This window comes from Halorubrum distributum JCM 10118 (assembly GCF_000337335.1).
In the GTDB taxonomy this organism is placed as follows: Archaea; Halobacteriota; Halobacteria; order Halobacteriales; family Haloferacaceae; genus Halorubrum; species Halorubrum distributum.
On sequence record NZ_AOJN01000023.1, the window covers coordinates 1 to 12336 of the forward strand.

The following is a 12336-nucleotide window of genomic DNA, read 5'->3' on the forward strand; positions in this document are numbered from 1 at the left end:
GGAACGGCGTGGAGATATACCGCGACCGCCCCCGCGAGGAGTGGCCCGTCCGTTCGCGGCTCGTCGGTTCGCGGCTCGTCGGTTCGCGGGTGAAGTGGCGTCGGAAGGTGGCGTGGTCATGGTCGTGTGTCGGGTGGGTGTGTCGTCCGGGGGCCGCGGGCCGTCCTCGGCGTCGGTCCGGGGATCAAGCGATCTGGTCGTCGTACGCGTCGGCGTCGAGGAGCCCTTCGGCGTCGCCGCCGTCGGCGGGCTCGACCTCGAGCATCCAGCCGTCGCCGTACGGGTCCTCGTTGACGAGCTCCGGACGCTCGAAGAGGTCCTCGTTGACCGCGACGACCTCGCCCGAGACGGGCGCGTACAGGTCCGAGACGGCCTTGATCGACTCGACGACGCCGAACGACTCGCCGGCGGCTACCTCGTCGCCGACCTCGGGGAGCTCGACGAACACCACGTCGCCGAGCTCGTCCTGCGCGAAGTCGGAGACGCCGATCCGAACGGTGTCGCCGCCGGTCGTCGCCCACTCGTGCGATTCCAGGTACCGTCTGTCGTCGGGAACGTCGAAGCTCATTGGTCAGGGTCGCCGCGGTCCGCTCGGGGTCCGGCCCGCGACACGTGTGATTGACCCTTCTGACGACGAGGAAATAAAAGGTGTGTTCGCGGCGGTCGCGGCGGGGGAAGACCGTTCGGCGCGCCCCGTCAGGTCCACCGGTCGAGCCCGGTCTGGACCTGCGACTCCGCGATGCGCTCGAACCCCCGCTCGACCTCGTCGGCGTCGACGCCCCACTCGTCGACGACGTACGCGCGGGCGGCCTCGACGTCGGGGTTCACGTCGGCGTCGACCGCGACGTCCTCGGCCGGAGGGTCCATGAACAGCTCGCGGATCGCCTCGGCGCTCGGGACCTCCGCGTCGCGGGCCTCCAGAACGCCCCACAGGTCGCCGTGTTCCTTCACCGCCGTCACCGCCGTCTTCGGCCCTATCCCGCGGACCCCCTCGTTGAAGTCGGTGCCGCAGAGCATCGCGACGTCGACGAGCCCCTGCCGGTCGAGGTCGAGGTCCGAAAGCGTCGCCGCGAGGTCCATCAGCTCCGGGTCGCCCTTGCTCGTCAGCTGGCGGAGCGTCGTCGGCGCGCCGAACAGCAGGGTGTCGTAGTCCTCGCTGCCCGCGTGGTCGACGGCGCCGGTCGCAGCCATGTGCGCGCACTGCGCCTCCCCCTCGGCGGGCGCCTCCACGATCGGCACGTCGAGCAGTTCCAGGAGCTCGCGGGTCGTTTCTTGGATCGTGTCGGTGAGCCGCTGCGTGCGCGCCTCCAGCCGCGCGGCCTCGACGGCGTCGCCGCGCTCCTCGGCGGCCGCCCGCCGCTCCTCGGCCTGCTCGCGCTTCTCGCGGCGCTCGGCCACCTCGTCGGCCTTCAGGTCGGTGACGGCGCCGTCGAACACCATCACCGGGATCAGGTCGTGCTCGAAGAACTTCGGGAGCCCCTGGACGACCCCGATGAGGTTGGCGACCTCGACGCCGTCGGCGGTGGTGTACGTCTCGTCGCTCGTCCACTTGACCGTCGTCGTGAGGTAGCGGTACAGCCAGTTGTGCGCGTCGACGGCGACGACGCTCCCCTCCAGCTCCGCGAAGGGGACGTCGCGGATCGACGCGAGGTCGCGCAGGTCGGCGTTTCCCATTGTCGGAGTCAGGGGCGCGCCGCTCTTAAACGCTCACGGGTCCGGCGGCGGGCGGCGGTCGCCCTCGGCAGTCCCCCGCGGTCCCCCTGCCGACTTCTGGGCCGTTTATGTGCGTCACCCGCGTAGGTGTCCCCGTCTGAATGGTCTCCCCGTTCGAGGTGTTGGAAGTCGACGAGGACGCCGACGACGAGGCGATCGAACGGGCCTACCGCGAGCGCGTGAAGCGCGCGCATCCCGACCAGGGCGGTTCGATCGAGGAGTTCCAGCTGGTCCGCCGCGCCTACCGAGAGCTGTCCGAGCGCGACGGCGACGGCGACGGGAGCGGGGACGGAGTCGACGCCGCGGACGTCGACCTCTCGGAGGGAGACGACGCGCGCGAGCCCAAGTCGACCCGCGTCGAGTTCCTCGACTACGAGGCCGTCGTCGACTACGGCTGGTCGCTCGACGACGACGAGCTGTTCCGGAAGGCCGGCCAGGCCGACCTCGGCCCCGACGCCCACGGTCGCCTGCTCGTCCACCCCGACGAGAGCCTGCTGGAGGCGGCCGAGCGGAGCGGCTTCGCGTGGCCCTTCTCCTGTCGCGGCGGCGCCTGCGCGAACTGCGCGGTGTACCTCGCCGAGGGGGAGCTCTCCCAGCCGACCGACCACATCATGCCCGAGGACCTCGCCGAGCGGGGGTTCCGGCTCTCCTGTAACGGCTACCCGCTGACCGACGAGCTGTCCGTCGTGTTCAACGTGAAGCAGCGACCGGAGCTCGACGACCTCATCCTCCCGCCCGGCCCGTTCACGCGTCGCTGAGCGTCGGGTACTCGGTCGGCACAAAAACGTTCGGCGTCGGGTCGCCGCCGGCGTCCGTCACCCGAGCAGGTACCGCAGCGCCGGAGCGTTCTCGACCAGTTCCGTCTCCTCTAACGCCCGGTCGATCCCGACGATCCGACCCGCGCCCCACGCGCCGAGCCCGAACAGGATCAGCATGTACACGAGCGAGCTGTCGACGAAGTAGCCGTGCGCGACCGGGAACCCGTCCATGAGTCCGCCCTGCCACGCGGCGGTCCAGAACATCGACATCATGATCGCACCCATCAGCGCGGCGAACCGGAAGAGGACGCCGAACAGCAGCGCCAGCCCGATCAGGATCTGTCCGAACACTACCATCGGGTCGATGATCGCCGCGAAGTCCGCGAAGAAGAGGAACAGTCCCTGGAGCGGATTAGCGTCGGCGATGGCGTTCTGGAGGAACCCGACCGAGCTCCACGCGAGGGGGTCGGCGAGACCGCCCTCGAACAGCTTCGCCAGTCCCGCTTGGAGGAACACCCACGCCATCACGACCCGGAGTCCCAGCATCGAGTACGCCAGCCACGTCTCCGAGTAGTTGAAGTCCACGTTGCGGCCGAGCAGGTCTGCGCGGAGCGTCCGTTCCGACGGTTGTGTTGCCATAGTGTGACACCTCACGTGAGGAAGTTTCACACACCAGCAATAATCTACCGGCGGGTCCGATGCTCAGCAGTTTTGGAACTGTAGTGAGCCAAAACCCGTGCGCATATTCGACTGGGGCGCCCGCAGAGGGCGGACGGCCCGGTCGCTCCGGTCAGAACGACTCGGTCGCCCCGGTCAGAACGACTCGGCGACCGCGGCGACGACGGCGTCTTCGACCGCGTCGCGCTCGCCGGAGAGGAACTCGATCTTGCCCTCGCGGACGCCCGCGGTGGCGATGTCCGCGTTCGGCGCGAGCTCGCGCGCGCGCTCGGCCACGTCGCGGACGGAGACGTCCGCGGTCGTGCGCACGTACAGTTCGTCGGTGCCGACGCCGACCGTCGCGAACGGCTCGCCGTCCGCGCGGCGCCGGTGGAGGTCGTCGAGCAGCAGCGGCGTCGGCGGGAAGTCGTACCGGTGGGTGTAGCCGTCGGTGTCGAGCAGCGCGAACTCCACGCCGTCGACCGCCTCGGTCACGACGTTCGCGTCCGCCGTCTCGACCTCGGTCTCCAGCTTCTCGCGGAACTGTTCGGAGACGTGCGCCGCGAGGTTGCCGCCGTCCGAGAACAGCAGGTCGGCGATCAGTTCGCGCTTGTCCTGGTACGACTGGTAGTACGCCTCCAGGGCGACCGCCTCGCGGAGCTCCGCGACGCGCTCGGCGTCGTAGCCCGCGTCGCGCGCGAGGTCGACATAGCGTTCGGGGGCGTCCGCCCAGTAGCTCACGGCCGGCAGGTGCCGGAGGTCGTCGCGGACCTCGCCGTTGATCGCGGACGCCAGCGAGGCGACGAGCGCGCCCGTCGAGAGCGTCTCGTCGCCGTCGACGTCGGCCAGCTCGGGCGAGACGAGCGTGTCGACCGCGTCCCGCGTCTCGGGGTCCGCGACCGCGGCGTCGACGACGACCGCGTCGACCCCGTACACCGACAGCAGGTCGATGCCGTCGGCGGACTCGGTCGTCGAGCCGGCGCCGACGAGCAGGAAGAGGGGGAGCTTCTCGTCGTGGCGGTCGCGGTCCTGGAGCATCCGGGTCGCGTCGTTGGTGGCCGCGTCCATCCCGTACACCGGCTCGTCGAGCGGGCGGCGGGTGAAGTAGTGGTACTCGGCGTCGCTCTTCGCGTGCTCGTCGCGGATCAGCGGGAGGACGGCGCGCTCGACCGCGGCGCCGGCGACGTAGCCGTCGGCCGTCGCCGGGTGGCGGACGACGATCGGCCGCGACTCGAGGACCGCGCGGCGGACCGCCTCGGCCGCGTCGAGGAGGCCGTCCGCGAGCTCGGCGACCGTCTCGTCGCCGCCGAGCGGCTGGAGGCCCTCGGGTCGCGCCTCGTCGGTGAGCGCCTCGGCGATGCGGCGGCGGACCGCCTCGGCCCCCTCGCCGTCGAGGAGGACGAGCGCCTCGGACTCGACCTGAACGTCGCCGCGGTGGCTCTCCACCTCGCCGTCGACCCGCACCGCGTCGCCGACCTCGACGTCCGGGTGCGCGCGGACGCCCGGCTCGACGAACGCGGCCACGTCGACCGCGCCCGTCTCGTCGCTGACCTCGAACACCGTCGGGCCGCCGGTCTGGCGGACGCCGACGACCTCGCCCTCGATCCGGACCGCGTCGCCGACTGCGTCTCCGAGCGTCTCGATGGACACGCGCTCGGGTTCCGCGTCGGCTTCGTCGTCGGCCGCCCCGGACTCCGCCGGCTCCGCGTCGTCGACGGTCGCTTCGCCGCCGCTCTCGGCGGACTCCGCTGCTGCCGAGTCCACGTCTCCCTCGGGCTCCGCACCCTCGTCGTCGGTCACGTCCGCCTCGGGCTCGTCGGTCTGCTCCGTGGCGGCCGACTCCGCCTCGCCCTCGGCGGGCTCGTCGACCGACGCCTCGGCCGCCCCACCGTCGTCCGCGTCGACCGTCGCTTCGGGTTCGGCGGGCTCCTCGCTCGTCGGTTCGTCGGCGCCATCGGCGTCGTCAGCGGCGTCGGTATCCGTTTCCTCGTTGGGGAGGTGTTCCCCGGAAGACTCCTGAACGAGGACGCCGCGGAACTCGCGGTCCGCCTGTCGGATCGACCAGCCGAGGTCGACGTTGCCGTTGTCGCGGACGCCCTTCACCTGGACGAACACGTCGTCGCCAGGCTCCCAGTCGAGGCTGTCGAGGCGGCGGTCGAGCTCGGAGCGGTGGAGCAGTCCGGTGACGCCCGGCGCGAGGTCGACGAACACGCCGAACTCGGCGTACCCGTCGACGACGCCTCGGTAGAACCGGCTCGGAACCAGATCGTCGGGAGCGTCGCCGCGGAAGTCGAACACGACGTCTTCCTGGTGCGAGTCGCAGACGCGACCGCCCCCGACGTCGGTGCCACAGATGATACAGGATCCCATTTGAATACACCGAGAGTCTCGGGCCTAAAACGGTTGTCGAAAGCCCGCTAGCGACTCGACGAGAACGCCACGAACGCTCGGCCGTCACGCCACGAACGCTCGGCCGTCACGCGCCCAGCAGCGTCCGCGCCGCGGCCACGACGCGGTAGCCCACGCCGTAGCCGAGCGCGGCGGGCGGGAGCGCGGCCGCGACCGTCCGGACCGGTCCGAGCCCGTGGATCTCCCTGAACCCGACGAACAACAGCACCGCGGCGTACGCGCCACAGAGCACCCGGAGCTCGGGGATCGCCGGCCCGCCGAGCGCCATCGGCGAGCTCGCGTACGCGACGACTTGGACCGTCTCACTCACGCCGCCGCGGTCGCGCAGCCCCAGCCCGCCGTCGAACTCGACGCTCGCCAGCACGACCGAGACGGTCGCGACCGCGGCGGTCAGGTGAAGGCCGACCGGCGCCGCCAGCGCGACCACGACGAGGAACACCACGGCCTCCGACAGCAGCCGCGAGGAGGGGACGACGACGGGCATCGCCGCGGGGTCCGACCCGATCCAGCCGAGCGTGAACGCCGCGGCGACCGCGACCGCGAACGTCAGCGCGGGCGCCTGATCGCCGGGCGTGACCCCGTTGGCGAACGCTCGCCGCGGCCGGACGAGAACCTCGCCCCACGTGCGCGCGATGCCGCGGAGTCCGCGGGGGCGTCCGCCCGCCGAATCGCTCATCCGAGACGTCACGGTCGGAGTTCGGCCGCGCGGAATAACCCGTTTCCGGTTCGCTACGCGGAGGGCCGAACTCGGTCCGGTCGCTCGGCCTCGCCTTCCAAACTTATCAGCGCTGATACGCGGCGCGCAAACGCTTATATCGGTCCCGTCTGAGTGTCGCTCGAATGGCTGCGTTCCGAGACGACGAGCGAGGGTTCACCCCGCTGGCGGGGACGGGACTGCTCGTCGGGGTCGTCGTGTTGCTGCTCGCGCTCGTCGGCGCGGCGGTGTTCGGTCTCATCGACGGCGTCGCCCCGCCGGACGCCGAGTTCGAGGGGCAACAGGAGAACGGCTCGCTCGTGGTCGTCGCGCTCGGCCCCGAGCCGGTCCCGGCCGAAGAGCTGTACGTCCGCGGCGAGGACCCGGACGGGAACGTCCAGTTCGGCGCGTGGCCGGGTGACGGCGTCGTCAGACCGGGCGATCAGGTCGTCGTGCCCAACGCCACCGGCAACGAGAACTTCGAAGTCGTCTGGGAGCCGGTGGCGTTCGACACCCGCGAGACGCTCGGGAGCTACGACGGCGAGGACTCCGCCATCCAAGAGTGGAGCGAGGAGAGCGGCGGCAGCCCGGGCGGCGCCGTCGGCGTCTGAGGCCGGTCCGGGCGATAACCGAGGGAACCGAACACGAACGCTCGCGAGCGTTCGCTCGGCCGTGACGCTACTCGACCGCGACCCACTCCCCGCGCTCGTCGGCGCGCTCGATCGCCGCGAGCGCGCGCTGGACCTCGTACCCCTCTTCGAACGACGGCTCGAACGGCCGGCCCTCGGCGACCGCCGAGAGGAACTCGTAGTTCTCGTGTACGAACGTGTGCTCCCACCCGATCACGTGCCCGGGGGGCCACCAGCGGTCGACGTACGGGTCCGACTCCTCGGTCACCAGCACCGTCTCGTAGCCGCGGTTCCCCTCGCGGAGCACCTCCAGTTCGTTCAGCCGCTCCAGGGAGAACCTCAAGCTTCCCTTCGATCCGTGGACCGCGATCGTGTGGTCGTTCTTGTGCCCCTCGGCGACGCGGCTCGCCTCGAAGCTCCCGGTCGCGCCCGACTCGTAGGCGACCTGCGCGTCGTACGCGTCGTCGACCGTCACGTCGCGGTACTCCTCTATCTCCCCCTCGTCGTCGTAGACGGGCCGCTCGTCGACGAACGTCGTCAGCTGTCCCGAGACGCGGTCGATCCCGCCGACAGCGTCGCCGACGAGGAAGTTCGCGAGGTCGATCGTGTGCGCGCCGAGGTCGCCGAGCGCGCCGGATCCGGCCATCTCGGCGTCCATCCGCCACGCCCACGGCGCCTCGGGATCGACGAGCCAGTCCTGGAGGTACCGCCCGCGGACCTGCCGGATATCGCCGAGTTCCCCGTCCTCTATCAGCCCCTTCGCGTAGCGGATCGCGGGGACGAAGCGGTAGTTGAACGCGGCCCCGGCCGTGACGCCCGTCGCGGCCGCCGCGTCGCGCATCGCCGCCGCCTCCGCCATCGTCGGCGCGAGCGGCTTCTCGCAGAGGACGGGGACCCCCGCTTCGAGGGCCGCGATCGACGGCTCCGCGTGGACGTGGTTCGGCCCGAGGTTGTAGAAGACGTCCACCTCGTCGAGCGCGGCCTCCCAGTCGGTCGCGGTGTGCGAGAAGCCGAACCGCTCGGCCGCGTCCGCGAGCGCCGCCTCGTCGCGCCCGACGAGCGTGTGGCGCTCGATCTCGGGCGCGTCCGGGAAGAACATCGGGAGCCGCGCCATCGCGTTCGCGTGCGCCTTGCCCATGAATCGATACCCCAGAACGCCGATCTTCAGTGGTTCGTCGGTCATTGTCATGGATTATCGCGGTCGCCGCCTCACTCCGCCCAGTAGGCGTCGCCCGGTTCCGTCTCGAACACCGCGCGGTCGAGCACGTCGACGGCCTTCTCTAACCCCTCCCGGGACGACGTGAGCGAGTCCTCGTGTTCGATCGACAGCGCGCCCTCGTAGCCGACCATCCGGAGCGTCGAGACGACGTCCTTCCAGTGTTCCTCGCCGTGGCCGTAGCCGATCGAGCGGAACAGCCACGAGCGGTCGGCCTCCTCGGCATAGCCGGTCGTGTCGAGGACGCCCTTCACGCGGGCCTTCGCGTCGTACACTTTGGTGTCCTTCGCGTGGACGTGGTGGATCGCGTCGCGCTCGCCGAGGAAGCGGATCGCCTCCGTCACGTCGATCCCCTGCCAGTAGAGGTGCGAGGGGTCGAAGTTGGCCCCGATCCGGTCGTTCGTCGCCTCCCGGAGCGCGAGCAGCCCGGTCGGCTCGTAGGCCAGCATGTTCGGGTGCATCTCGATCGCCACGTCGACGCCGTGATGCTCGGCGTGCTGCGCCAGGTCGCGCCAGTAGGGGATCGCGACCTCGTCCCACTGGTAGTCGAGCGCGTCGGCGTGTTCCGTCGGCCACGGCGCCGTGACCCAGTTCGGCGTCGAGTCGCCGGGCGCCCCGGCGGGGAGCCCGGAGAAGCAGGTCACCGCGTCGACGCCCAGCTGGTCCGCCAGCTCGATCGCCTCGCGCAGCTCGCGGTCGGCCGCCGCGGCCCGCTCCTCGTCGGGATGGAGCGGGTTGTTGTGCGTCGCCAGCGCGGAGATCCGGAGGTCGTGGTCGTCGAGCAGCGCCCGGAGGTCCTCGCGGGCCGCCGCGTCGTCCAGGAGCGCCTCGCGGTCGACGTGGTCCTCGCCGGGCCAGCCGCCGACGCCGAGTTCGACGGCGTCGACGCCGATCCCGTCGAGGTACGCGGCCGCGTCGTCGAGCGGTTCGTCGCCCAAGGGAACCGTTAGCACGCCGATGTCCATGCGCGGAGCTTCACCGAGGCCCCGCATAAGCCTTCAGGAAGCGTCGGCGTGGTCGCCGGTCGAATCGATCCGCGGGTCCGAGACGCTCGTCCGCGACCGCGCTCCACCGCCGCGATCCGGGCCGCTCCGCGCCGCGAACCGCATGAGGTTTTAACGGGTGGAACGCGTACGACGTGGTATGGGAATCCTCTCGCGCGCCTCCTACGTCATCCGCTCGAAGGTGAACGCCCTCCTGAACCGAGCGGAGGACCCGGCTGAGTCGCTCGACTACTCGTACGAACAGATGCGCGACGAGCTCCAGGACGTCAAACAGGGGATCGCCGACCTGACGACCCAGAAGAAGCGCCTGGAGATTCAGAAGCGCAAGCTCGAAGAGAACGTCGAGAAGCACAACCGCCAGGCCCGCGAGGCGGTCCAGCAGGACCGCGACGACCTCGCGCGCAAGGCCTTGGAAAAGAAGAAGTCGAAGATGACCCAGATCGAGGAGCTGGAGGGCCAGATCGCCGAGCTGAACAACACGCAGGAACAGCTCGTCGAGAAGAAGAACAAGCTCCAGAACCGCATCGAGGAGTTCCGCACGAAGAAGGAGACGATGAAGGCCCGCTACGAGGCGGCCGAGGCGTCCTCCCGCGTCTCCGAGGCGATGACCGGCGTCGGCGACGAGATGGAGGACGTGAGCCGCTCCATCGAGCGCGCCGAGGAGCGCACCGAGGAGATGGAGGCGCGCGCCGAGGCGATGGACGAGCTGGAGGACTCCGGCGCCTTCGAGGACGCGCTCTCGGACAAGGACAGCATCGACCGCGAGCTGGAGGGGCTCTCGACGAACAGCGAGGTCGACGCGGAGCTGGAGACGCTCAAGGGCGAGCTCGGAAAAGGCGAGTCATCGAACGGCGACGCCGCCGTCAGCGACGAGGAAGTCGACGACGAGCTGGCCGACATCGAGGCCGAGATCGACTCGGACGACTTAGAGAGCGACCTCGATGGTGACGGCGGTTCCGGGAACGCCGACCTCGACGAGGAGCTCGACGTCGAGCTCGAGGAGTCGGAGTCCGACGCGGACGAACAGCGGAACTGAGGTCGCGCCCGGTCAGCGTTCGGTCCCCGCCCTCACCGCGGTCCCCGCCTTCTTTCTTCCCCGCTTCCGATCAGCTCACTCCGACGCCGGCCGCGCTCCGGTCCCCGCGTGGTCCCGGTCGGCCAGTCGGATCTCGCCGTCCGTGAGCTCGACGCCCTCGTACGGGTCCTCGGCGAGCAGCAGCGAGCCGTCGACGTCGGCGTAGTCCAGTAGGGGCGCGAGCTGCGCGGCCGCCGCGATGGAGGCGTTCGACTCGATCATGCAGCCGCACATCACTTCCAGCCCGTGCGCCCGGGCGGCGGCGATCAGCCGGCGCGCCTCGGAGAGGCTCCCGGTCTTCATCAGCTTCAGGTTCGCGATGTCGCACCGGTCGGCGATCGCGGGCACGTCCGCGGCCGTCACGCAGGACTCGTCGGCGGCGATCGGCAGCTCGGCCCGCTCGTAGACGTAGCGGAGCCCCTCCGGGTTCTCGGCGGGCACGGGCTGCTCGACGAACTCCACGTCGCGCTCGGCGAGCCACGCGCTCTTCGCGACCGCCTCCTTCGGCGTCCACGCCTCGTTGGCGTCGACGCGGAGCCGCGCGTCGGGCGCGGCCTCGCGGACCGCGTCGATCAGCTCCCGGTCGCGGTCGGTACCGAGCTTGATCTTCAGCACGTCGTAGCCGGCCGCGACGGCGTCGGCCGCCTTCTCGCGCACGCGGTCGGTCTCGTCGAGCCCGATCGTGAACGAGGTCTTCGGCGCGTCGCTCGGGTCGAGCCCCCAGAGCCTGTACAGTGGGACGCCGAGCCGCTTCGCAGCGAGGTCGTGGACGGCGATCGAGACGGCGCAGCGGGCGGCGGGGTTGCCGTTCACGACCCCCTTCAGTTCGGCCTCGATCTCGCGGAGCGCGTGGGGGTCGCCGACGCGATCGACGGCGTCGAGCAGGTCCGGCATGACCGCGGCCACCGTGTCGGCCGTCTCGCCGTAGTGGGCCGACGGCGCCGCGCCGCCGACCCCGGTCATCCCCGCGTCGTCCGTGATCCGAACGACCACGTTCTCGGCCTCGGTCTGGGTGCCCCGCGAGATGGTGAACGGGTTTTCGAGGGGCAGCGAGACCCGCTCGAACTCGGTTTCGAGGCTCATTAGCTACCGAGCCCCGCGTCGACGATTCCGTCCACGATGCGGTCCGCGCCGTCCCGGACCGGGTCGGCGGCCGGGACCTCGACCTCGTCGCCGAAGTCGGCCACGGCGTCCGCGGCGGCCGCGTCGTCGGCCACGTCCTTCGTGTTGAGCGCGCCGGCGACGACGCTCGTCTCGTGGACCGGCGCCGCGAGGTCCTCGTAGAGGTCGACGTAGTCGGCGAGCGGCGGGAGGTCGAACGACTCGTAGCCGTGGACGACCTCGCGGCCCGCGGCGTGACAGAGGACGAGACCGTCCGCCATCGACCCGTGGAGGATGCCGCAGGTGACCGCCGAGTAGGCGGGGTGGACGATGCTCCCCTGCCCCTCGACGACGAGCAGGTCGTGGTCGTCGCCGGCCTCGACGAGCATCTCCTCGACCGCGCCCGCCGCGAAGTCGGAGACGACGCGGTCGATCGGGTTCCCCCACCCCGCGATCATGATCCCGGTCTGTCCCGTCGGGACGAACGCGGCGTCGATGCCGCGCTCGCGGGCGGCGGCGACGATCTCCAGCGAGGCGGTCATCTTCCCCACCGAGCAGTCGGTGCCGACCGTGCACACCACGTCTGCCTCGACGTCGCCCGAGGCCCCCGACGCGACCGTGAGGTCGTCGTCGGGCTTCCGGACGTCGACGAGGTCGACGCCGTGCTCGTCGGCCAGCGCGGCCAGCCCCTCGTCCTCGTTTAAGAAGTAGTGGAGGCCGCTCACCACGTCGCAGCCGGCCTCGATCGCGGCTTCGACGTCCGACCGCCACGACTCGTCGAAGCCGCCGCCGATCGGCGCGATCCCGATATATAAGGCGTCGAGGTCGCCGTCGGCCGCGGCGTGCGCGTCCGCGAACGACTCGACGATCGGCGCGTCCGCGATGTCCGGGACGTGGTCGGTCACTCGGTCGCCGGCGCGGTCGCGGTCGAGGACGCCGCACACCTCCTGGTCGCCGTAGCGCATCACGCCGAGCGCGGTCTTCGCGCGGTCGGGGAACTTCTCGTGGGCGAGGACGGCGATCCGCTCGTGGTCCATGGTGGGTCGCTCGCCCCGGGAGTTCTTAAAAGAGTCGAGGGTC

Annotated in this window: 12 protein-coding genes; 3 read left to right on the forward strand and 9 right to left on the reverse strand. The window is 70.9% G+C overall.

Annotation, left to right across the window (positions count from 1 at the left end; all coding sequences use genetic code 11):
- Nucleotides 1–184 precede the first annotated feature (184 nt).
- Nucleotides 185–568: a glycine cleavage system protein GcvH gene (gcvH, locus tag C466_RS03975; protein ID WP_004595290.1), complete on the reverse strand. Its 384-nt coding sequence runs from the start codon at nucleotides 566–568 to the stop codon at nucleotides 185–187.
- A 128-nt stretch (nucleotides 569–696) separates the two neighbouring features.
- Complete coding sequence (fen, locus tag C466_RS03980) at nucleotides 697–1674, reverse strand: flap endonuclease-1 (RefSeq protein WP_004595289.1); 978 nt, start codon at nucleotides 1672–1674, stop codon at nucleotides 697–699.
- Nucleotides 1675–1814: 140 nt separating this feature from the next.
- Here fen and fer point away from each other — a divergent pair, with 140 nt between their 5' ends.
- Nucleotides 1815–2471: a ferredoxin Fer gene (fer, locus tag C466_RS03985; RefSeq protein WP_004595288.1), complete on the forward strand. Its 657-nt coding sequence runs from the start codon at nucleotides 1815–1817 to the stop codon at nucleotides 2469–2471.
- A gap of 57 nt (nucleotides 2472–2528) precedes the next feature.
- On the opposite strand, the gene C466_RS03990 is transcribed toward fer, so the two are convergent.
- The 3 genes from C466_RS03990 to C466_RS04000 form a co-directional block, all read right to left on the reverse strand.
- A complete protein-coding gene (locus C466_RS03990) occupies nucleotides 2529–3110 on the reverse strand; it encodes a DoxX family protein (RefSeq protein ID WP_004599582.1) in 582 nt (193 codons plus the stop codon).
- Between the two features lie 174 nt (nucleotides 3111–3284).
- On the reverse strand, nucleotides 3285–5498 hold the full coding sequence (locus tag C466_RS03995) for a DHH family phosphoesterase (RefSeq protein ID WP_004595286.1): 2214 nt from the start codon (nucleotides 5496–5498) through the stop codon (nucleotides 3285–3287).
- Nucleotides 5499–5604: 106 nt separating this feature from the next.
- The gene (locus C466_RS04000; RefSeq protein WP_004595285.1) at nucleotides 5605–6213 is read right to left on the reverse strand and encodes a YIP1 family protein; all 609 of its coding nucleotides are present in this window, start codon (nucleotides 6211–6213) and stop codon (nucleotides 5605–5607) included.
- A gap of 164 nt (nucleotides 6214–6377) precedes the next feature.
- Between C466_RS04000 and C466_RS04005 the strand changes: the two genes are divergently transcribed.
- Complete coding sequence (locus C466_RS04005; RefSeq protein WP_004595284.1) at nucleotides 6378–6842, forward strand: type IV pilin; 465 nt, start codon at nucleotides 6378–6380, stop codon at nucleotides 6840–6842.
- Nucleotides 6843–6909: 67 nt separating this feature from the next.
- Here C466_RS04005 and C466_RS04010 read toward each other — a convergent pair whose 3' ends face one another.
- Together C466_RS04010 and C466_RS04015 are read right to left on the reverse strand one after the other, a co-directional pair.
- Complete coding sequence (locus C466_RS04010) at nucleotides 6910–8043, reverse strand: Gfo/Idh/MocA family protein (protein ID WP_004595283.1); 1134 nt, start codon at nucleotides 8041–8043, stop codon at nucleotides 6910–6912.
- Between the two features lie 26 nt (nucleotides 8044–8069).
- On the reverse strand, nucleotides 8070–9041 hold the full coding sequence (locus tag C466_RS04015; protein ID WP_004595282.1) for a sugar phosphate isomerase/epimerase family protein: 972 nt from the start codon (nucleotides 9039–9041) through the stop codon (nucleotides 8070–8072).
- A gap of 178 nt (nucleotides 9042–9219) precedes the next feature.
- Between C466_RS04015 and C466_RS04020 the strand changes: the two genes are divergently transcribed.
- Entirely contained in the window at nucleotides 9220–10116 is an 897-nt protein-coding gene (locus tag C466_RS04020; protein WP_004595281.1) for a PspA/IM30 family protein, read from the forward strand.
- Between the two features lie 75 nt (nucleotides 10117–10191).
- Here C466_RS04020 and C466_RS04025 read toward each other — a convergent pair whose 3' ends face one another.
- Together C466_RS04025 and C466_RS04030 are read right to left on the reverse strand one after the other, a co-directional pair.
- Complete coding sequence (locus C466_RS04025) at nucleotides 10192–11238, reverse strand: dipeptide epimerase (RefSeq protein WP_004595280.1); 1047 nt, start codon at nucleotides 11236–11238, stop codon at nucleotides 10192–10194.
- Nucleotides 11238–12293, reverse strand: coding sequence for a DUF1611 domain-containing protein (locus tag C466_RS04030; protein ID WP_004595279.1), 1056 nt, complete (start codon nucleotides 12291–12293; stop codon nucleotides 11238–11240). The genes C466_RS04025 and C466_RS04030 overlap by 1 nt, the downstream gene beginning before the upstream one ends.
- Nucleotides 12294–12336 lie beyond the last annotated feature (43 nt).